Below are 21,602 nucleotides of genomic sequence, written 5' to 3'. Positions count from 1 at the left end.
CTTATCTTAGGCCTTATGGGGAAGAATCGAGGTATCGTTTCAGGCACGATTTGTGATTGCAGACAAGGGCACGAATTATCAGATCATAAAACAGCATGCCTTCCTGTCTAATCTAAGAAAAATTTCGTCATAAAGCCGTAGGTTAGTCTTAGCGTAGGATAAGTTCGGTTTTCCAAGCGGACTGCCTTGCTCACCGCTGATTAACACACCGCGATTTTAGTGATGCCATTATCAGTGGTTAGAACAGTTGCCAATTTCCGCTTTTCGCTCATAACCGCCGGTCAAAAAAGCCAAAAGCAAAAAGCCCGCTCAGGTTTCCCTGAGCGGGCTTCTCTAATATGGCTCCTCTGACTGGACTCGAACCAGTGACATACGGATTAACAGTCCGCCGTTCTACCGACTGAACTACAGAGGAATTGTTGGAACGGGGCGCATAGTAACGGCCCGTCCGGGCCATGTCAAAGCTCTTTTTCACAAAATCGCCTGACTGCTGAAATAGTCGCCACTGCCGGTGGTGGTCGCGTCTGAAATGTCCGCTTTTCGCCGGTTTCCCGCCGCTAAGTAAAAAAGCTCGGGCCGGCAAAAGTGAGGTTTTTATGAGGTGTTTTGCCGCAGAGCAGTCCTTGTCAGGCGGCGTAATCAGTGGTTCTGGCGGATTGTTTTCCACCATCGTCACATTTATTTCATTCTGGCTTTGTAAACGGCATAAATGAAATTTAGATTTCATTTCAACCTTGAGATGCGTGTATGGAGTTGAGATGAACAAAGTCAGAATCGGCATGATCGGCAGTGGGTATATTGGTCGCTGTCACGCCATTGCTTATGCCCAGGCACCCACCGTTTTTGCGCTGAAAGGCGAGATCGTGCGGGAGATGCTGGCGGAAGTGAACCCGGACCTGGCCGCCCGCCAGGCCGCAACCTTTGGTTTCGCCCGTTCGACCGGCGACTGGCGCGAGCTGGTGCGCGATCCGGCTATCGATGTGGTCGACATTTGCGCCCCCAACTTCCTGCATAAAGAGATGGCGCTGGAGGCGATCCGCCACGGTAAGCACGTCTACTCCGAAAAGCCGCTGTCGCTGAGTGTGGCTGATGCCGAAGAGATGGTGGCCGCCGCCACGGCCGCCGGCGTCAAAACCCTGGTCGGCTTTAACTATATGAAAAACCCCACCAGCCAGCTGGCGAGAGAGATTATTGCCAATGGCGAGATTGGTGAGGTGGTGCATTTCTACGGCACCCATAACGAAGATTATCTGGCAAAACCGCAGACGCCGCTCGACTGGCACTGTCAGAAAGCGCTGGCCGGGCTCGGCGCGCTCGGCGATCTGGCGGCGCATATCGTCAACATGGCGCACTATCTGGTGGGGGATATCGCCGAGGTCAGTGGCGACATGATGACGGTCATCACTTCACGCCCGGACCCGAAAGATCTCAGCCGTCAGCTGCCGGTGGAAAACGAAGATCAGGCCAGTGCGCTGCTGCGTTTCCACAACGGGGCGCATGGCGTAATTGAAACCTCCCGCATCGCCTGTGGTGCCAAGATGGGGCTGACCTATGTCGTCACCGGCACCAAAGGCACGCTGCGCTATACCCAGGAGCGCATGGCGGAACTGGAACTCTATATTCACGATGAACCGGCCGGACGGCAGGGCTTTAAAACGCTGCTGACCGGGCCAGCGCACCCCGATTATGCCAACTTTTGCGTGTCGGCCGGACATGGCATCGGCTTCAACGATCAGAAGACGGTTGAGATCCGCGATTTAATTAACGGCATTGCGGCAGGCGATCGTATGTGGCCCGATTTTGCGGAAGGATTACAGGTGCAGAAGGTGCTGGAGGCGATTGCGCTGTCTGCGCTGGAGCGTCGCTGGATGACGGTGTAGCGCTGGCGGTGGGGGACTAAGCGGGCAGGAAGCGGTGACTTCCTGCCCGGTAGAGATCAGGCGAGGCCGCTTTTTTCCCACCACAGCTTATCCAGCGCGTAGTAGCGGTCGCGCTGGCTTTCCGGCTGATTCAGGTCGCGTTTCCACGGCTTCGCCAGGATGAAGTGCAGATTCTTCACCTCGTCGTCACGCCAGATCGCGCTGTGCTGGAACGGTAAGGTTTTCAGCGCATTATAAACGTAAGAGAGCGGTTTCCAGCGGCCGGCGAACGCCTCGTTTAGCAGGTCCTGCTCTGAGAAGGGATACGCACTCAGGTCATCAATCGCCGCAATCCGCTGTTCCAGTGCCTCGTAAACCGCATTATCCGGCGTCAGCACCAGAAAACCGCCGTTCAGGTAATAGTCCAGGCTGGCAGGCGCGGCTTCACCCCGCGCCTGCCAGGTGTAATGGCACTGCCCGGGCTGCCAGTCCGCCGGATAAGAGGCAATCTGGTTCGGATTGCAGCGACAGGCGTGACACGCCGCCATCAGGTTATCCCCGAGATCGAGCGTGAACAGCTCATCCATATTCTGCAGCACCAGCATATCGGCATCGAGAAACACCACGCGCTGATAATCAGTCAGCTGCCAGGCACGCAGCTTGGTCCACACTTCGCCAAATTGCGCCGAAGCATAATGCTGATCCAGATCGGCGCGCGGGTAGATCGGCTCAACCGGCGCTATCACGCAGCCTTCGGCCTGCAAAGCCTGGCAATCTTCGGCGGAAATCGCTGAGGTGGTCATCACCACCAGCGGCCACTGGCTGTTGCTCTGCTTCAGCGAATGGTGCAGCGCTTTCACGCCCACCAGATAGTCGGGTTGAGTTAACAGCGTTACCCAGGCAAACATATTTTCCCTTATTAATTCAGTCAAAAAGTGGGGCGATGTAATCATTGCCTAATCGGCCTTGCGGATCGAGCTGGCTGCGCAGGGCACGGAACGCATCCCACTGCGGGTAGATCTCACGCCAGCGATAGCGTTCTTCGTCGTAATATTTGCCCCAGTGCGGGCGTCCGCCCTCATCGGCCAGCAGTTTTTCTACTTCGGTCAAAAAATGCAGACCGTCGGGCGAGAGCGAGCCGTCATCCGCGTAGTACACCACGAAGCCGAAGAAGCAGGTTGGCTGGTCATACGCCGGACTCAGCCAGGCAGAGGAGGCACCGGTACAGCGCAGGATGATCGGGTAGTGCATATGCGGACGGTTTGCCGCATACCACTGCTTGATCCGGCTGATGATGGCAGGCGTTTTCGCCAGCGGTACGCCGATTTCGACATTGATCTGCGGCACCGCGATGCCGCGGCAAAACAGCTGGTAGATGTCACCGGTAACATCGGTGAAATCGCGAAAACGGGTCACGGTGCGAAACTGCTTACCGCCTTTGCCCTGGATCTGGGTATCACGATGCATGTGCGCCAGCGTCTGATCGATGGTGTCGTTCAGACTGTCATCAGCCTGACCTTCATGCTCAACCACCTGACGATCCTGCTGTTCATAGCGCAGACGTTCGTCGTCACTCGCCTGGTGAGCGTTCCAGACGTGGACCCGATTATCGTCGACAAACCACCAGGCTTTGCTGAGCGGATATTCATCATTCCAGCACAGCAGATCCTGCTCCAGCGTATCGGCAGAAACCGCATTTTTGTGGCAGGTGAAGATGCGAAACGGTTCGGTTCGCAGCGTCACGGCAGTCACGATACCCAGCGCGCCAAGTGAAACCTGCGCCGCCGGGAAGTCCGGTTCGCCGCGCGTAAACTCCCGCACGCTGCCATCGGTCAGCACCATGCGAATCGACAGCGCTTCATCGGCAATCGAACTTTGCTGCAGACCCTGACCGTGAGTACCGGTCGCCATGGCACCGGCCAGCGTCTGAATGGCAATCACCCCTGGCGACGATGCCAGCATCCGGTTCATCCCGGTCAGGGTGCGGTAAACCTGATCGAGCGGGGTCGCACCACCAAAGGTCACGCTATGTTCATCGCTGGCAGTCTGACCGCTGAATGCGCTGAGATCCAGCAGCAGATCCTGTTCGCTGACGTGCAGCATACGGCCAGGGGAGAGTTTGCTGCCAATCACCCGGATCTGGCCCTGTGACTGGCGCAGCAGTGCCTGAAGTTCTGCTTCACTGGCGGGACGCTGCACCTGGTGGCGGCTACCGATCTGTGCGTTTTGCGCCCAGTTCCATAGCACGTCATCTTTGGGATTAACGTCGGTGTGGCGAAGCGGATAAAGGTGGGCGTCTCTGCTCACAACAGCATTCCTTTTATGGCGATTTTATGACGGTATTCACTAAGCGTAGACTATGACTAAGCCAAGCCGGAACGACGCCAGATTATTTGCGGATATAACGTAACGTTGCGGTTACAGCCAGCTGACGATTACGGCGAATACTCTCTTCTTCACTGTTATCCGGGCTGAACAACGCATTAAAGGTGTAGCGGTTGGAGACGTGGTGCACGCAGATACTGCTGATCAGGCGGTGCACGTCTATCGTCTGCACCTCTTCGATAAACAGCCCCTGCTGCTGACCACGGGCCAGAATGTCATCCAGCACGTCCAGCGCGCTGCGATTAAGGGTTTTAATCTGGGTTGACTGGCTGATATAGCGGCCACGTAATAGGTTCTCGCTGCACACCAGTCGCATAAAGTCGGGGTGGGCGACATGGTAATCAAAGCTGGCTTCGACCAGGCGGGTCATGGCCAGTTCCGGTTCCATCGCCGCCAGGTTGAGGCCGGTTTCGTGCTGGCGGATCTGCTGATAAACCTGTTCCAGCACATCAATATAGAGCTGCTCTTTGCTGCCGAAGTGATACACCACCATCCGTTTAGTGGTCTGCGCATGTTCGGCAATTTGCTCCAGCCGTGCGCCCTGCATGCCAAACTCGGCAAAGGTTTTCAGTGCGCCCGCGATAATACGTTTCTTCAGCCCTTCAGGGTCATTTTTACGTTTGGTTAATTCCGACATAGTGCTCAACAGGGTGGTTTTGACCGGAGAATGGTAGCACAGCGGCAGAAGGATGCGTTTAACCGACAGCGCGGCGCGGCAGGCAGCGCCGAAAATTGTGCGCGGCGATCAACGCCCGCAACCTGACACAGGCCGGGAATTTACAGGTATAATCGCTGAAATTTCGTAACAGGCTCAGAAACCAAAATGACCAAACTCACCTTACAAGAGCAGATGCTGAAAGCGGGATTAGTCAGCAGCAAGAAGATGGACAAAGTGCAGCGTACCGCTAAGAAATCACGGGTTCAGGCGCGTGAAGCCAGAGCGGCGGTCGAAGAAAATAAAAAAGCGCAGCTTGAGCGCGACAGGCAGTTGAATGAGCAGCAGAAACAAGCCGTTTTATCCAAAGAGTATAAAGCGCAGGTCAAGCAGCTGATTGAAATGAATAAGATTGATGTGTCAAAAGGCAATATCGGCTTTAACTTCACCGATAACAACCTGATTAAAAAAATCAACGTCGATAAGCTGATTCAGGCGCAGCTGATCAGCGGCCGTCTTGCTATTGCCCGTCTGGTGGCGGAGAACGGTGGCGAGAATCAGTATGCGATTATCCCGGCCAGCGTGGCGGATAAAATTGCACAGCGCGATGCCAGCAGCATCGTACTGAACAGCGCGTTGAGTCAGGAAGCGCAGGATGAAGACGATCCGTATGCAGACTTCAAAGTGCCGGACGATCTGATGTGGTAAGTCCGCGTTAAGGCGGATGCAGCGCAGCGCAGCGCCAGCCGGGCGAGGCTGATGCTGCTGCGTCTCAGCCGAATCAGAACGGGCTGGGGTGCCGGGCGTGAATCGCTTCGCCACTGACCGGATGAACAAAATGCAGTTCGCCGGCATGCAGCATCAGTCGCGGCGTTTTTTCGCTGCCCGGCAGCAGCAGCCCGCCATACAGGTCGCAGCCCAGAATCGGATGACCGCGCAGCTGGCAGTGGATCCGCAGCTGATGCGTGCGCCCGGTTTCCGGGGTCAGCACCACCCGCGTAACCGGCACCGTGCTGCCATCCTGCTGCGCATAATCAACGCGCTCAACCACCCGATAATGTGAACGTGCAGGCTTGCCGTGGCGATCGCAAATCGTCATCCGCGGAAAGCGCGCCGGATCTTTGGCAATCGCCGCCTCAATCACTCCTTCGTCATCAGCCAGATGGCCACACAACAGCGCGCTATAGAGTTTACGCACGTTGCGCTGGCTGAACTGCTGGCAGAGCGCCGCATTGATCGCCTTGTTGCGGGCAATCACCATCAACCCGGAAGTACCGAAATCCAGTCGATGGACCAGCGTGCAGCCGGGGAAGCTTTTCACCAGCCGGTGATGCACCGAATCAAGATTCAGCGGATTTTTGCCGGACAGGCTCAGCAGCCCGCCGGGCTTATTGATCAGCAGCAGATGCTCATCCTGATAGAGAATCTCAATCGGGTCATGACACGGCGGCGCAACAAAACTATCGACTATCTCAGACATCTGACTACCGGCAGGTGAGGGGAGGCGGATAATAACCAATTTTGCCTGATGTGACGAATGGTGATGTGACTCAATGACGCTGGCATGCCGATACCACACAGACAAACCGGGGTCGGTATATCTGAATCACTATCGGGACTGTTAAATTTTGAGTAACCTGATCTGCTGATTATGCTGTTTTATTGCAGGCTATTTTAAAGGAGTAAAAATGCCGCTACCTGAACGTATAAAACCCGCCAGCGTAAGTCGAAAAAAAATCGCACAGCTGGCCAGCCAGGCTCAGCAGATACTCGCGAAAATTGATGCCGGAACAGACACGCAGGAGAGTGAATTAACGATGATGATCGCTGACTGGAACGCTCAGGTAACCCATCCTTATGGCTATTCAGACTTCAGAGATTTTTCTTCATTGATGGATGCCAGCGACTTTACCCGTATCGCGATTAACCCGGTAAAATTTTACGCGGATTTCAGCTGGGATGAGCTGGTGCAAACAATCAATTTTATCTGTAACGCAGAAGGTAAGGATGCTGAACAGCATTTCGCCATTTCACTGTTGGAAAAGAATTTTGACGCTAATCCCTCCGATCTCATCTACTGGCCTGATGAATGGTTCCGCAACCCGGATATGATGGCTATCGACCTGAGTCCGGAACAGATCGGAGGCTATTTGATGGCCCGGTCAGGCCGGCATTTAGCGGATGCTCCTGAAATCGAATTGATCTATCCGCTGCCCGATAGCGAAACAGACTAAGAAAGCAGTAGCCTTCCTGTTTATGGCAAAGCGTTACGTCAGCTGAGAGCCGAGGCAGATGCCGAATCCGATTCAGACACCAAAGCAAAAAGCCCGCTCGGGTTTCCCTGAGCGGGCTTTTCTAATTTGGCTCCTCTGACTGGACTCGAACCAGTGACATACGGATTAACAGTCCGCCGTTCTACCGACTGAACTACAGAGGAATCGGTTGATGGCGCGCAGTTTACTGATTTCTGCCGCAGGCGCAATGGCCTTTTTCACCCGTTGCGCGCGATTGCAGAAAGCGTAATCAGTTTGGCACTCAAGCCGTTCAATTTTGCCGGGCGCATTCACGCATAGCACTAAAATAGTTGGTCACTCAAACTGTTACACCACGTCATCGTCCTTGCGCTTTAGTGAGGGCTGCTAGACTTACTAAGGTAAACAGTAACGATTCAGCTAAAGCCGAAGCTCATCGCCTATTCCGCGACCAAGGCAGCCATTATTAACTTCTCCGGTAGCCTGGCTGCGCTGCTGGCGGATAAAGGCATTCGCGCCAACGCCGTGGCGCCTGGCCCCATCTGGACGCCGTTAATTCCGGCCACCATGCCACCCGAGCAGGTGGAAAGCTTTGGCGGTGAAGTGCCGTTGCAGCGCATGGGCCAGCCGGCGGAGCTGGCCTCATCCTGGGTGATGCTGGCCAGTGACGATGCGAGCTATATCTCCGGCGCGACCATTGCGGTTACCGGTGGTGTCGCAGTGATCTGATTAAGGCTAAGGGGGAATGATGAAAGCGTATCCATTGAAGCTGACCACGCCAATCGCCAGCCATATTTTTGGCGGTCAGCGCATCAGGCAGCAACTGCGTAAGGCCGGACTGCCAGACTCACGGGTGGCCGAAACCTGGGAGATCAGCGATGTCGACGGCATGATCGCCTCAGTCACTAACGGCGAGCTGGCGGGCATCAGCGTGCGCGAGTTGATCACCCGTTTTCCCGATGACATCGTCGCACCCGGCTGGCGCGGTCCGCACTTCCCGCTGCTGAGCAAATTTATTGATGGCAGCGGAATGCTGCCGGTGCATCTGCACGCCAATGATGAGGCGGCGCAGCGGCTGGAGCAGCAGCCGAATGGCAAAACCGAAGCCTGGCATATTCTGTCGGCGGCACCGGATGCCACCTGCCTGTTGGGGGTGCGCGCGGGTGTGGACAATGATCGGCTCAAAGCGGCGCTGCTGGCAGAGGATTACGATGCGGTGATGCATCGGGTAGCGGTAAAAGCCGGTGATACTTTTTACGTTCCCGGCGGGATGCTGCACAGCTTTGGTCCCGACACGCTGATCTATGAAATCGAACAGACCTCCGACATTCAGCAGCACGCCATGCCGTGGAAAATGGAAGACGGCTCGCGTCTGAGCCAGGCAGAGTGGGAGAAGAATATTGAAGCGCTGTTACAGGAGCTGCGGCCCGAACTGCGCTGTGAACCTCAGCCCGGTCTGACGTTGAATAGCGCGGATCTGACCCGGCTGTTTTGCTGTGCCGGGCCCTATTTTGCGCTGGAACGCTGGCAGTTTAGCCAGCCACAACGCCTGAGTTTCAGTCGCGCGCGCATTCTCTCTAACCTCGGTGAGCCGCTAACGGTAACGGCTAATGGCGTCACGGTGGAAATCGGGCGGGCGGAGTCAGTGTTGTTACCCGCCGCGTTAGAGGAAGTGACCCTGCAGCCTGCGGGCGAGGTATTGATTGGCTACGTGCCGGATCTGGCTGCTGAAGTTGTGCAGCCGCTCCAGCAGGCCGGTTATAGCGATCGGGCAATTGCCGCGCTGGGTGATATTCCGCAGTTAACCCAGCAGAGATAATGCTTCCCTGCAGCAGTCAGGGGCAGGGCAAGACCGCGCTGGAATGATGCGCATTGCAGCGGGTTTTACCCCTTAACGTGATCTTTTGTGAATTTTTGACGCTGTAAACAGCAACCCTGATGCCACAACGGCCGCAGCCTGATGCGCTGCGGCCGTTTTTAAACCTGCAAACCAGGTAACGCGCGTATCTACCCCGGCGGATCAGAACTGCCAGGAAACGCTGACGTTGATATTGCGCGGCTCACCGTAAACGTAGCTGTTCATATAGCTGTAGTACTCGCGGTCGAACAGATTATCGACGTTAGCCTGTAGCGCAACCTGCCGGTTAATCTGATAACGGGCAAACAGCGAGGCCAGCGGATAGCTGCCCTGGTAAACGCGCACGCTATCGCCGCTGGCGTTGGTGGAATCTTCGAACACCCGGTTCTGCCAGTTAAGGCCGCCGCCGAGCGTCAGATCGGGCAGCATTGGCAACTGGTAGCGGGTGAAGAATTTAAAGGAGGTTTGCGGCTGATAGCTGTTGAAGCGGCCACTCTTGTCCCGCGCGACATAGCGGGTTGCGCCCAAGGTCAGCTGCAGATTTTCGGTCAACGCTCCGTTCAGTTCGAACTCGGCACCTTTACTCACTGCGCCTTTCGCCGGCGCATAAGCCTGTTCGCTGCCGCTGAGATACACCCCGTCAAGCGCCTGACCCACGTTGTCCTGCTCAATGCGGAAGATCGCGACGGTTGCAGTCAGCCGGCCGTCGTACCACGCCGATTTCAGTCCGGTCTCGTAGCTTTTACCGGTGACCGGTGCCAGATATTTCCCGCGGGTATCGCGATAGGTTTGCGGCAGGAAGATTGCGGTATAGCTGCCATAAGCGGACCAGGTATCGTTGATGTCGTACACCAGGCCGGCATAAGGCGTGGTGTTGTTTTTGGTCATATCTCCGCTGCTGCCCTCGGTGCTCCATTGGGTATAACGCGCGCCAATAATCAACGACAGCGGATCGGTTAGCGAAAAGCGTGCTGCACTATAAGCCGATTTCTGCCGGATGGTGTCGTTGGCATTGAGATACCAGCCCTGCCATTCAGGTTCGGCAATATTGCCACTCCAGTGGTTGTTGAAGATGCCCATATCCTCAGCGGTGATTTCGCCTGCTTCGGCATTGCTGACCCCATCCTGACTCCAGGTCGCGTTATGCTGGCGACTGTAGCTGATGCCGGCCATCAACAGGTGCTGACGGCCCAACAGCGCAAACGGACCGCTGGCGAAACCATCGAAGGAATCCACCTTACGCTTTCCGCGGTCCATGCTGCCGAAACCGGTAGTGCCTTCGCCGCTTTCCTGATCGGCACTGCCCATTACGTAGAGCAGCTTATCGCTGAAGGTATTCTCGGCGTGGGTCCCGTTAAAGTGAACGTTCCAGCCGTTATCAAAGTTGTGATCGATATCGGCGAAAACTTTGCGGGCATTGGTGTTGTAACGCGCCCAGTTGGCGGCTGAATTCAGGCTGCGAGGGTAGTGGGTGGTGGCGTTGTTGCTGTAAAACATCGGCAGACCGCCCCAGGTGGGATTGCCGGTGTTGTTATCTTCATAATCGTAACCCAGCGACAGGGTAGTGTGTTCGCTCAGATCGGCATCGATAACGCCATAAACAAACTTTTTGGTTTTATGATAGCGGTCCAGCCAGCTGTCCTGATCGGTATAGCCGGTGACGACCCGGCCGCGCAGGCTGCCATCACTGTTTAGCGGAGCCGCGAGATCCGCCACATAACGCTGCTTATTCCAGCTGCCGTAGCTGGCATTAAGCGTACCGCTGAAGGTTTTACTGTCGGCATGTTTGCGCACCATATTAATCGAGGCGGCAGGGCTGCCTGCTCCGCTCATCAGCCCGGTAGCGCCACGGACAATTTCGATGCGATCGTAAATCGCCGTATCAGAGGCCGCATCACCGTAGTTCCACGCATCGTTGACCGAAGTGGGGATGCCGTCGTAGGTGAAATTACTCACCTTAAAGCCACGCGAATAGTATTCAGAACGTTCACTGTCGATCAGATTAGTCGAGATACCGGTGGCATTGGTCAGCACATCGTTAACCGATTGCAGATCCTGATCTTTCATCCGCTGCTGGGTGACTACGCTGACCGATTGCGGGACGTCACGCGGTGTTAACAGCAGTTTTGTGCCCGCCCGGGTGGTCTGAACAGCATAGTCCTGCTCTGAATTGCGGCTCTCATCGCCGGGAGCGGCATTCACCACCAGATCCTGCTGTGCCTCCTCAGCCGCCTGTGCCAGCCGGGGAGTGAACAGCGCGGGTACCGCCACTGCCAGCAACGAAACGCGAAAGGTTTTCCTGATGCCTGATTCCATGCCGTTGAAAGACATAATAGTTTCCGTAAGAAATGATTATTATTTTAAGCCGTTACGCTTTTTCAGTGAGCTTCGCGCGCTTTTACCCTAGTGTAATCAGCAGGGGTTAATTATTTGCGAATGCCAATGATAATCATTTGCTTTATATTTTTTAGAAATGATTCGACGCCAAGTGTAAGAAGATGTAAAGGTTATGATAATCAACCAGATAACAGCATTTTAATCCGGATAGTAACTAACGTTTACAGGTTTTCCGGGCTGTAAAAAGGGGCGGCTGACGCTAAATAGCGGCAATAAAAGCCGAATCGGACATCAATCAAGCGGGAAATAGGGGCCGCAATCTGCCGGCTAAGTTGATTACCGGTTGTTAATGCGTATGATTCTCATTCTTCCGCGCGGTCACACGGACCGGCGCGATTCATCCCTTGATGGAGTTCAGCATGAAATCGTTGTTAAGTCCGCGCAAAGCCGCTGTTGCCCTGGCCGTTGCCGCTGCCTTTGGCCTGACCGCCTGTCAGGCCCCGGCCAAAAAAGTCGACGCGCCTGCTGCTGAAGCAGCAAAACCGATTGATACGTCGGTAACGCAACGCGCGCTGGGAGATGGACTGTACGAGATGGCCTATTCACCGGCGTCCAAAGCACTGTTTGTTGCCAGCGCTCAGGGGTTTAAGGATGTCAATGGCGGCATGATCTATCGCCTCGATCCGGCCACGCTGGACACCAAAGGTGAAACCCATACCGACCTGAAAAACTTCGGTACAGCTATCGATCAGCAGGGCAGCGTGTTTTACACCACCAACTCGCTGGATGGCGCGCTGTCTAAAGTGGATGCGCAGAGCGGCAAAGTGCTGCAGCGGCTGGTCTTCCCCGGCAAGATCAGCAAAGAGGGTTATCCTGCCGGTGCGCGTGAAGTGCTGTGGCACGGCAATGAATTATACGTCGGCCGGGTCGCCGAGCCTGGCTATATCTCGGTGGTAGATACCAAAACCTTTAAGCTGAAAACCGAGATTAAAAACGCCGGTAAATGGGTCACCGGCATCATCTATTCCCCGCTGACTGAACGCATTTATGCCGCCAACGGTTCCGGCGAAATTCTGGTGATCAATCCGCGCAGTCACAAAATCGAAAAACGCCTGACCGCGGGTGATGGCAAAGAGTACCTGTTCCTTAACATGGCCGAAGATCCGGCTACCGGCCGTCTGTTTGTCACTGACGATTCCAAAGCCAAAACCACGCTGGTGTTCGACGAACGCAGCGGGAAGGTGATCAAACGTATCGAAGGCGATGCGCTGGGCATTAAGTTCAACCCGCAGCGTAATGAACTCTACATCAGCCAGCGTGAATCGAAAAAAGTGCTGCAGCTGGACGCCACCACCTACGCGGTGAAAAAGAGCTGGTCGTTTGATAAAAACCCTAACAGCCTGCTGATTGGACCGGATAACGCCACGCTGTACGTCACCCTGAAGGCCGGGTTTAACAAGGACTCGTCGACCAAAGGCACTGACGAAATCGTGCGAATTGCGCTGAAGTAATCGCCTCAGCGCCTGCCCGGTTACGTCGCGCAGGCGCTGCAGAAGCAATACGATGCGGTAGGCTGGCGTATTAAAAGCCAACAGCAAAAAGCCCGCTCAGGTTTCCCTGAGCGGGCTTTTCTAATTCTGGCTCCTCTGACTGGACTCGAACCAGTGACATACGGATTAACAGTCCGCCGTTCTACCGACTGAACTACAGAGGAATTGCTGGAACGGGGCGAATATTAGCGGCGCGGGTTCAGCTTGTCAAAGCCCTCTTTGAGGAATTGCGTTCAGATGCTCGTAAAAGCAGCGGAATGGCGTTTTTTTAAGTTTTTCGGTGACTTTTCAAACTGCCAACAGGATCTCAATTTGAAGGCATTTCTCCATAGATGTTAGAGGCGTGTCAAAGTTTTGTTATTTGACGATGTTAAAACAATCATTTCAGTGCTTTTATGATAAAAATTTCAAAACGTGATTATATGGAATAAATAAACTGCTTATCATCACGGACGCAACTGTTATGAAAAAGTAAAACAACATTTTGAAATTAACTACTTGGGAATCAAGTGATTGTGAAAAGGAGTGGTCGGTCACAAAAATAGCCAGAACCGAAAGTCTTACCTCAAATTTACCGAAACAGACGCCAGTCCGGTTGGATGAATGTAAAAGATATTTTTCATTCGCAGTGTCAGCCACTGAGCAAGTTAACAAATAAGAAGGGTCCCTATGAACATCAAAAAAACGATTGTCGCCTCACTGTTAGCCTGCATGTTGCCTGCCGCCGTGATGGCAAAAGATCTCTCTGTCGGTGTCTCTATGGCACTGTTTGACGACAACTTTCTGACTATTCTCCGCACCTCAATGCAGAAAGAGATGCAGAAAGATGGCGTCAAAGGTCAGGTAGAAGATGCCAAAGGTGACGTTTCACAGCAGCTGCAACAGGTTCAGACCTTCATCGGCCAGGGCGTTGACGCCATTATCGTCAACCCGGTCGACACCAACGCGGTGAAGCCGATTATGGATCAGGCCAGTAAAGCCGGTATTCCGCTGATCTTCGTTAACCGTCGTCCGCAGGCTGAACTGACTGACAAAATGGCCTACGTCGGTTCCGATTCCGAACTGGCCGGACGTTTACAAATGGAAGCACTCGCCAAAGCGATGAACGGCAAAGGCAACGTCGCCATTCTGATGGGCGACCTGGCGAATGAGTCGACCCGTGACCGCACCAAAGGCGTAGAAGAAGTCGCCGCAAAATTCCCCGGCATCAAAATCGTGCAGAAGCAGACCGCAAAATTCATGCGTAACGACGCGGTGGATGTGGTCAGCAACTGGATGACCGCTGGCAACGACATCAATGCCATCGCCTCGAACAACGATGAAATGGCAATCGGTGCCTTACAGGCGCTGGGCAAGAATCCCGACAAAATCCTGATTGCTGGCGTCGACGGCACGCCAGATGCGTTACAGATGCTGAAGCAAGGCAAGATGATCGCCACCGTCTTCCAGGATGCGCAGGGCCAGGGTGAAGGCGCGGTTCAGGCTGCGGTGAAGCTGGCGAAGGGCGAAAAAGTACAGAAAGTTATCAATATCCCTTACCAGTTGATTACTAAAGAAAATATGGACCAGTTTACCCAGCGTAACCTGAAATAATCGTTCCCGACCCAGCTGTACGGAGGTGATGTATGACCGCTTTTGCGCTTGAAGCCGAAGGCATCAGCAAGTTCTTCCCCGGGGTGAAGGCACTCGACAACGTCTCGTTGCGGGTGCGTCCGGGAACGGTACATGCCTTGATGGGCGAAAATGGCGCGGGCAAATCCACTTTAATGAAGTGCCTTATCGGGATGTATCGTCCCGATAAGGGCACCATTCGCATTAAAGGGGAGCCGGTGCAGTTTCAGGACACGATGGATGCCTTGCGTTCCGGTGTCTCGATGATCCACCAGGAGCTGAATCTGGTGCCGTACATGACGGTGGCCGAGAATATCTGGCTGGGTCGTGAACCGATGAAGTTTGGCTTTGTCGATCACGCCCGCCTGAATCAGATGACGCAGACGCTGCTGAACCGACTGAACATCCGCCTGAAAGCCGATCGTATGGTCGGCGATTTGAGTATCGCCTCGCAGCAAATGGTGGAAATTGCCAAAGCCGTCTCGTGGGATTCTGACATCGTCATCATGGATGAGCCCACCTCTGCGTTAACTGAAACTGAAGTTGCGCATCTGTTTACCATCATCCGTGACCTGCGGGAGCAGGGCAAAGCCATCATCTATATCAGTCACAAGATGGATGAAATTTTCACCATTACCGACGAAGTGAGTATTTTCCGCGACGGCAGCTGGATTGGCAGCGACCAGACGGCGAAATATACCCGCCAGTCCTTGATCACCCAGATGGTCGGACGTGAACTGACCCAGCTGTTCCCGAAATTTAATAATGCGATTGGTGAAGAGGTACTAACGGTTCGCAATCTGAGCTGCAAAGACCGCTTCACCGACATCAACTTCAGCGTTCGCCGTGGCGAAATCCTCGGCGTAGCCGGGCTGGTGGGCGCGGGCCGCAGCGAGGTAATGGAAAGCCTGTTCGGGATGGAAAGTTTCGATAGCGGTGAAATTTTGATTGATGGCGTGCCGGTCAATATCGACTCGCCGTCCACCGCGATTGACAAGGGAATGGCGTTTCTCACCGAAGATCGCAAAAAGTCCGGGCTGTTTCTGGTGCTGTCGGTGATGGAAAACATGAGCATCGTCAACATGCCGGAGTACAGCGGAAAAAGCGGTTTTGTCAGCCATGTGAAGATGGCGCAGGACTGCATGGATCAAATCCGACGGCTCAACATCAAAACCCCGACCATGGATCAGATCATCAACAACCTCAGCGGCGGCAACCAGCAAAAAGTACTGATTGCCCGCTGGCTGCTGGCGCAACCCAAGATCCTGATTCTGGATGAACCGACGCGCGGTATCGACGTCGGGGCAAAAGCGGAGATTTACCGCTTAATCAGTGAACTCGCCAACCGTGGCGTAGCCATCATCATGGTGTCGTCTGAATTGCCGGAAATTCTCGGCATGAGCGACCGGGTAATGGTCATGCACGGCGGGCGTATAACCGGCATCCTCGATAAAGAAGAAGCCGATCAGGAAACCATTCTGTCGTTGGCATCCGAGTGAGGCGCGAGACAACTATGAGCAACATGAAAGCCACTGCCACCCCGGCAACTCCGCAGCAACCCTCCTTTTTCGCCAGTCTGCGTCACAAATTGCCGAAAGATACCGGCATTTTTGTGGTGATGGTGGGGATAGCGTTAATTTTTGAAATGTTCGGCTGGTACGTGCGTGACCAGTCTTTCCTGCTCAACACCAACCGTCTGATCCTGATTGTGTTGCAGGTGGCGATTATCGGGATTATCGCGGTAGGCGTGACCCAGGTGATCATTACCACCGGTATCGACCTTTCATCCGGGTCGGTCATCGCCCTGACCGCCGTAGTCGCCGCCAGCCTGGCGCAAACCTCGGACAGCCTGTCGCCGATGTATCCGTCGCTGGTGAATATGCCGGCGGTGATCCCGATCGCCGCCGGCATCGGGGTCGGCTTGCTATGTGGTCTGGTGAATGGCGTATTGATCACCCGCACCGGAATCCCGCCGTTTATTGCCACCCTCGGTATGATGGTGTCGGCGCGCGGTCTGGCACAGTATTACACCCAGGGTAATCCGATCAGCTTCCTCTCCGATGGCTTTACCTCTATCGGACAGGGCGCGATGCCGGTGGTGATCTTCCTGGTGGTGGCGCTGCTGTTCCATATCGCCCTGAAGCACACCCGCTACGGTAAATATGTTTACGCCATCGGCGGTAACATGACCTCCGCCAAAGTCTCGGGTATCAAGGTTAATAAGTACCTGATCATCGTCTATACCATTGCCGGTGCGCTCTCTGGCCTGGCAGGTGTGGTGCTGGCGGCCCGTGTCAGCAGCGGACAGTCAAGCATGGGGATGTCTTATGAGCTGGATGCGATTGCCGCAGCCGTAATCGGCGGCAGCAGCCTGATGGGCGGCGTCGGCCGCATCACCGGTACGCTGATCGGTGCAGTGATCCTCGGCCTGATTAAGAGCGGATTCACCTTTGTCGGTGTCGATGCCTATATTCAGGACATCATCAAAGGGATCATCATCGTTGCCGCGGTCTCAATTGATATGCATCGCAACCGTAAAAAACGCTGATTTGCCACCGGTAGTGCGCCGCCGCAACCCGGTGCATGCATTGCCCTCTCTGTTGTATAGCGGAGAGGGCAATGTTCAGTCTGATCCCGTCAAATTCCCGCCAGCGATAAGAAATCCCACTGATAACGTTTACATGACAGCCCACCTCACCAACGCCTGGAGCCAGGCGCTGCGCGCCTTATCTGGTTACCGCTGCACTAAAACTGATCTGCAGGTCATCACTTTTATGCACGCCTGACTCGCAGTCGCTGCACTATTGCGGTGCGTGGCCGGCAGTTTTGTCTTTGGGTAGCCTATCGCTACCGCTTATTAACTCTTAAGAGGTAATCAGAAACGCTTATTTTCCGGCGCGTTAGGAAAATTCTGGTTGAACTGACCGCTGCCCGGATGAAACCTGGCCTGCATCTTGCAATTTCCTTATCAACAACGCGGTTGGCTCAGACCAATTTAGCTATTCGGGGTTAGTGACGGAGGCAAGATGAATTTAAGACGACTGAAGTACTTTGTTAAAATCGTCGATATCGGCAGTCTGACTCAGGCGGCAGAAGTGCTGCACATCGCCCAGCCTGCGCTGAGTCAGCAGGTTGCGACGCTGGAGAACGAACTGGATCAACAACTGTTGATTCGCACCAAGCGCGGCGTCACACCGACCGAAGCCGGTAAGATTCTTTACTCGCATGCACGGACCATCCTGCGCCAGTGTGAGCAGGCACAAACCGCGGTGATCAATGCTGGCCAGGTGTTAAGCGGTCAGGTTTCGATTGGGCTGGCTCCGGGTACGGCGGCGTCATCGCTGACCATGCCGCTGTTGCAGACGGTACGCGATCAGTTCCCGGAAGTGCTGGTTTATCTGCATGAAAACAGCGGCAGCTCGCTGAATGAGAAAGTGATGAACGGTCAGCTGGATATGGCGGTGTTGTACGATCGTGCGCCGACCGCCGGAATTAACAGCATGGCGCTGATGAAAGAGGAGCTGTATCTGGTCGGTGCCACCGACTGTCCGGGTGCCAGTGTCGATCTGGCTGATGTGGCACAGATGAGCCTGTTCCTGCCGCGCGACTACAGTGCAGTGCGCAAACGTGTCGATGAGGCGTTTTCACTGCGTCGCCTGAGTGCACGTATCATCGGCGAAATCGAATCGATCTCTACGTTGACGGCGGCAATCTCCAGCGGTATGGGCGTCACGGTGTTGCCGGAATCCGCCGCACGTTCGCTGGTTGGCTCAACCAATGCCTGGATGGCGCGGATCAACAGTCCGTCACTCAGCCTGCCGCTGTCGCTGAATATCTCCGCCCGTTTACCGTTGTCGCCGTCGGCGCAGGCAGTAAAAAATATTCTGCTGTCGCTGCTGAATAAGCCGATGAGCGAAGAGCGTGAGTTGATGTTGGTGAGTTAAGGGGGCGGGTTAGGTTACGCTTGCTGCGGGCTGGTATTGAGCGGGTTACGCCTGGCGGTAGGCTGACATTGAGCGGGTTACGCCTGGCGGTAGGCTGACATTGAGCGGGTTACGCCTGGCGGCGGGCTGACATAGAGCAGGTTACGCCCGCCAGGCGGTGGGGAGTTTCAGCCTGCCTGAGCAGGCGGACGCGTCAAGGGGCGGACGCCCGCCCCTTAACAATCCCGGCGTCCGGCGGCCTGCGCGCCACGCTTCGCGCGGTGCCTTCGTCACTCTCTGCGGCCGACGGACCGGCCGGACGCGCCATCCGTGGCGCGATCCGTCCTTTCGCCGACCTCCTGTCGGCTCTCCTGGCCTCCGTTCATTCCTCAGCGCTGCGGACGCCTCTGGTAAAACCTCGTCTGTAAACTTTCTTTCTTGTATATGGACTGGTTTTGGCTGATAGCTGATGGCAGGGATTACATCTGGCGGAGGTGCGCTTGCACTGGGTATGCACTGTGCAGCGTTACGCCTGCTGTAGTCTTGCAAAGGGAGCGGTTTCGCATGGCTGCGGGCTGGTATTGAGTGGGTTACGCCTGGCGGTAGGCTGACATTGAGCGGGTTACGTCTGGCGGCGGGCTGACATAGAGCAGGTTTCGCCCGCCAGGCGATGGGGAGTTTCAGGTTGCCTGAGCAGGCGGACGCGTCAAGGGGCGGCCGCCCGCCCCTTAACAATCCCGGCGTCCGGCGGCCTGCGCGCCACGCTGCGCGCGGTGCCTTCGTCACTCCCTGCGGCCGACGGACCGGCCGGACGCGCCATCCGTGGCGCGATCCGTCCTTTCGCCGACCTCCTGTCGGCTCTCCTGGCCTCCGTTCATTCCTCAGCGCTGCGGACGCCTCTGGTAAAACCCCCGTCTGTAAATCTTCTTTCTTGTATAAGGTCTGGTGTTGCCTGATGGCAGGTGACTGTAATGGATACTTCCTTTTCTGAAGACTAACGATCCTGAATGCAGAAAAAACGCTGACAGCTGTGGTGCTCACTCATTACAGCGACAAAGCACCAAACAAAGAAAAAAAGAAATCACAGCGAGGGGTTAGGGAGGCCATCTGAAGCGCTGAGCAGATGAGGGATTTCAGGACGAGCGACAGGGATGTCGCGAAGAGGCGGGATCGCGCCAGGGATGGCGCGTCCCGACGGTCCGTGAGAAATCCGGAAGAGGCGAAGGGACCGCGAAGCGGCGGTGAAGCAGGCCGGAGCCCGGGGTCAAGGGGGCGCGGCGACTGGCGGCCCCTTGTCGGTCGCCGGCAGAGGCGAAACTGAAACTGCCGCAGCCGGCAGGCGAACGAAACCTGCTCATAGCCAATTCGCGCAGCGAACCCCTGTCCGCAACCGGCCAGCAAACGAAACCCGCTCCCGGCCCGCTCGCGCAGCGAGCACCTCTGGAAAACCCCTCGTCTGTGGTTTCTAAAACTATTTGCATGACAGATGTTGTCTGGCGGTGGATGGATACTTTCCTTTTCTGACGACTAACGATCCTGAATGCAGAAAAAACGCTGACAGTTGTGGTGCTCATTCATTACAGCGACAAAGCACTAAACAAAGGAAAAAGTAATAACAGCGAGGGGTTAGGGAGGCCATCTGAAGCGCTGAGCAGATGAGGGATTTCAGGACGAGCGACAGGGATGTCGCGAAGAGGCGGGATCGCGCCAGGGATGGCGCGTCCCGACGGTCCGTGAGAAATCCGGAAGAGGCGAAGGGACCGCGAAGCGGCGGTGAAGCAGGCCGGAGCCCGGGGTCAAGGGGGCGCGGCGACTGGCGCCCCCTTGTCGGTCGCCGGCAGCGGCGAAACTGAAACTGCCGCAGCCGGCAGGCGAACGAAACCTGCTCATAGCCAATTCGCGCAGCGAACCCCTGTCCGCTACCGGCCAGCAAACGAAACCTTCTCTCAGCCCCGTTCGCGCAGCGAACCCCAGCCCACAGCCAGCCGGCAAACGAAACCCACTCAGCCCCGTTCGCGCAGCGAGCACGCTCCCCCCTCCATCCCACCCCTTTATTCTCTATTGTCATATAAGTAACTTTTTTAGTATTTCCGGTTATCAATAATTGTTCTTACCATCAACACATCAGATTACGTAAAGGGAGGTAAATACCGTGAATTTCCAGCAACTTAAAATCATCCGCGAGGCGGCACGTTGTGAATTTAATTTAACGGAAGTCGCCAATACGCTATTTACGTCCCAGTCGGGTGTGAGCAGGCATATTCGTGACCTTGAAGATGAACTGGGGGTCGAAATTTTTATCCGGCGGGGCAAACGCCTGCTGGGCATGACTGAGCCAGGAAAAGCATTGCTGACTATCGCCGAACGCATTCTCGATGAGGCCGGCAAAGTGCGTCGGCTGGCCGATGTTTTTACCAATGAAACCAGCGGCATCCTGACAATCGCCACCACCCATACTCAGGCGCGCTACAGCCTGCCGAAGATCATTAAAGCGTTTCGTCAGCTCTATCCCAACGTCCGGCTGGAACTGAATCAGGGGTCGCCGCAGGAAATTGTCAGCATGCTGCTGGCAGGCGAGGCGGATATCGGCATTGCCAGTGAAATGCTGGTCAATAACAGCAGCCTGGCGGCGTTCCCATGGTTCAGCTGGCATCACGCTTTACTGGTGCCGAAAGAGCATGAGCTGGTGCAGAATCAGCCGGTGTCGCTCAGTACCCTCAGTCGCTATCCGCTGATCACCTATCGTCAGGGGATCACCGGACGGTCACGCGTTGACCGGGCTTTCCAGTCAGCCGGACTGAAACCCGACATTGTGCTCAGCGCGCAGGACTCCGACGTAGTGAAAACCTACGTTAAACTCGGTTTAGGCGTCGGGATACTGGCCGATCAGGCATGCGAAACGGAAGAGAACGAAGATCTGGTCCGGGTCGAGGCGACGCACCTGTTTGATGCCAGCACCGTCTGGCTCGGCCTCAAGCGCGGACAGCTACAGCGTAACTACGTCTGGCAATTCCTCGAATTGTGCAACGCTAATCTGTCGCTGGAAGAGATCAAACGTCAGGCACTCTCCTACGGTAATGAAGATGAGCCGGTAATCGACTTCCAGATTTAACGTGGATGCGCATCCGCCAGGGTGCGCTTCTCGCCGCACGGCATAAAATTTCTTTTCGCG

At 55.3% G+C, this 21,602-nt stretch carries 16 protein-coding genes and 3 tRNA genes; 11 read left to right on the top strand and 8 right to left on the bottom strand.

Annotated features, from left to right (window positions below):
• Positions 1 to 339: 339 nt before the first annotated feature.
• Positions 340 to 415, bottom strand: a tRNA-Asn gene (locus tag AC6I8D_RS12775).
• Between the two features lie 343 nt (positions 416 to 758).
• On the opposite strand from AC6I8D_RS12775, the gene AC6I8D_RS12770 reads away from it, so the two are divergent.
• The gene (locus AC6I8D_RS12770) at positions 759 to 1,880 is read left to right on the top strand and encodes a Gfo/Idh/MocA family protein (protein ID WP_069729568.1); all 1,122 of its coding nucleotides are present in this window, start codon (positions 759 to 761) and stop codon (positions 1,878 to 1,880) included.
• 56 nt (positions 1,881 to 1,936) lie between these two features.
• On the opposite strand, the gene AC6I8D_RS12765 is transcribed toward AC6I8D_RS12770, so the two are convergent.
• From AC6I8D_RS12765 to AC6I8D_RS12755, 3 genes are all read right to left on the bottom strand, one after another.
• Positions 1,937 to 2,767 (bottom strand): glycosyltransferase family 8 protein, encoded by an 831-nt coding sequence (locus AC6I8D_RS12765; protein WP_312760181.1) that lies wholly within the window; start codon positions 2,765 to 2,767, stop codon positions 1,937 to 1,939.
• Positions 2,768 to 2,783: 16 nt separating this feature from the next.
• Entirely contained in the window at positions 2,784 to 4,166 is a 1,383-nt protein-coding gene (locus tag AC6I8D_RS12760) for a D-arabinono-1,4-lactone oxidase (RefSeq protein WP_497820291.1), read from the bottom strand.
• A gap of 82 nt (positions 4,167 to 4,248) precedes the next feature.
• Positions 4,249 to 4,881: a TetR/AcrR family transcriptional regulator gene (locus AC6I8D_RS12755; protein WP_046288231.1), complete on the bottom strand. Its 633-nt coding sequence runs from the start codon at positions 4,879 to 4,881 to the stop codon at positions 4,249 to 4,251.
• Between the two features lie 186 nt (positions 4,882 to 5,067).
• Between AC6I8D_RS12755 and AC6I8D_RS12750 the strand changes: the two genes are divergently transcribed.
• Positions 5,068 to 5,607 carry a DUF2058 domain-containing protein gene (locus AC6I8D_RS12750; protein ID WP_497820290.1) on the top strand — a complete coding sequence of 180 codons (540 nt, stop codon included), beginning with the start codon at positions 5,068 to 5,070 and terminating at the stop codon, positions 5,605 to 5,607.
• A 73-nt stretch (positions 5,608 to 5,680) separates the two neighbouring features.
• Here the strand turns inward: AC6I8D_RS12750 and AC6I8D_RS12745 are convergent, their stop codons facing one another.
• Complete coding sequence (locus tag AC6I8D_RS12745; RefSeq protein ID WP_312760173.1) at positions 5,681 to 6,379, bottom strand: RluA family pseudouridine synthase; 699 nt, start codon at positions 6,377 to 6,379, stop codon at positions 5,681 to 5,683.
• A gap of 208 nt (positions 6,380 to 6,587) precedes the next feature.
• Here AC6I8D_RS12745 and AC6I8D_RS12740 point away from each other — a divergent pair, with 208 nt between their 5' ends.
• Positions 6,588 to 7,133: a hypothetical protein gene (locus tag AC6I8D_RS12740; protein ID WP_497820289.1), complete on the top strand. Its 546-nt coding sequence runs from the start codon at positions 6,588 to 6,590 to the stop codon at positions 7,131 to 7,133.
• Positions 7,134 to 7,260: 127 nt separating this feature from the next.
• Here the strand turns inward: AC6I8D_RS12740 and AC6I8D_RS12735 are convergent.
• Positions 7,261 to 7,336 (bottom strand) — tRNA-Asn (locus AC6I8D_RS12735).
• A 229-nt stretch (positions 7,337 to 7,565) separates the two neighbouring features.
• Here AC6I8D_RS12735 and AC6I8D_RS12730 point away from each other — a divergent pair.
• Both AC6I8D_RS12730 and AC6I8D_RS12725 read left to right on the top strand, forming a co-directional pair.
• On the top strand, positions 7,566 to 7,880 hold the full coding sequence (locus tag AC6I8D_RS12730; protein WP_497820680.1) for an SDR family oxidoreductase: 315 nt from the start codon (positions 7,566 to 7,568) through the stop codon (positions 7,878 to 7,880).
• A 16-nt stretch (positions 7,881 to 7,896) separates the two neighbouring features.
• Positions 7,897 to 8,970 (top strand): class I mannose-6-phosphate isomerase, encoded by a 1,074-nt coding sequence (locus tag AC6I8D_RS12725; protein WP_497820288.1) that lies wholly within the window; start codon positions 7,897 to 7,899, stop codon positions 8,968 to 8,970.
• A gap of 201 nt (positions 8,971 to 9,171) precedes the next feature.
• Here the strand turns inward: AC6I8D_RS12725 and fhuE are convergent, their stop codons facing one another.
• Entirely contained in the window at positions 9,172 to 11,340 is a 2,169-nt protein-coding gene (gene fhuE, locus AC6I8D_RS12720) for a ferric-rhodotorulic acid/ferric-coprogen receptor FhuE (RefSeq protein WP_497820287.1), read from the bottom strand.
• Between the two features lie 425 nt (positions 11,341 to 11,765).
• Between fhuE and AC6I8D_RS12715 the strand changes: the two genes are divergently transcribed.
• Positions 11,766 to 12,857 carry a YncE family protein gene (locus tag AC6I8D_RS12715; RefSeq protein ID WP_497820286.1) on the top strand — a complete coding sequence of 364 codons (1,092 nt, stop codon included), beginning with the start codon at positions 11,766 to 11,768 and terminating at the stop codon, positions 12,855 to 12,857.
• Positions 12,858 to 12,984: 127 nt separating this feature from the next.
• On the opposite strand, the gene AC6I8D_RS12710 is transcribed toward AC6I8D_RS12715, so the two are convergent.
• A tRNA-Asn gene (locus tag AC6I8D_RS12710) sits at positions 12,985 to 13,060 on the bottom strand.
• Between the two features lie 505 nt (positions 13,061 to 13,565).
• Between AC6I8D_RS12710 and AC6I8D_RS12705 the strand changes: the two genes are divergently transcribed.
• From AC6I8D_RS12705 to cbl, 5 genes are all read left to right on the top strand, one after another.
• Positions 13,566 to 14,489: a sugar ABC transporter substrate-binding protein gene (locus AC6I8D_RS12705; RefSeq protein ID WP_069729732.1), complete on the top strand. Its 924-nt coding sequence runs from the start codon at positions 13,566 to 13,568 to the stop codon at positions 14,487 to 14,489.
• A gap of 32 nt (positions 14,490 to 14,521) precedes the next feature.
• Complete coding sequence (locus tag AC6I8D_RS12700) at positions 14,522 to 16,006, top strand: sugar ABC transporter ATP-binding protein (RefSeq protein WP_312056106.1); 1,485 nt, start codon at positions 14,522 to 14,524, stop codon at positions 16,004 to 16,006.
• Positions 16,007 to 16,029: 23 nt separating this feature from the next.
• Positions 16,030 to 17,055, top strand: a complete 1,026-nt coding sequence (locus AC6I8D_RS12695) for an ABC transporter permease (protein WP_312056111.1) — start codon at positions 16,030 to 16,032, stop codon at positions 17,053 to 17,055.
• 478 nt (positions 17,056 to 17,533) lie between these two features.
• A complete protein-coding gene (gene nac / locus AC6I8D_RS12690) occupies positions 17,534 to 18,451 on the top strand; it encodes a nitrogen assimilation transcriptional regulator NAC (RefSeq protein WP_279811243.1) in 918 nt (305 codons plus the stop codon).
• 2,131 nt (positions 18,452 to 20,582) lie between these two features.
• Complete coding sequence (gene cbl, locus AC6I8D_RS12685; RefSeq protein ID WP_312056624.1) at positions 20,583 to 21,542, top strand: HTH-type transcriptional regulator Cbl; 960 nt, start codon at positions 20,583 to 20,585, stop codon at positions 21,540 to 21,542.
• The last annotated feature ends 60 nt before the right edge of the window (positions 21,543 to 21,602 follow it).

This window comes from Pantoea sp. X-Soil-MYKO-1785 (assembly GCF_059730675.1).
Note: the sequence above shows the minus strand (reverse complement) of the source record. Positions and strands in the feature narration are given on the sequence as shown.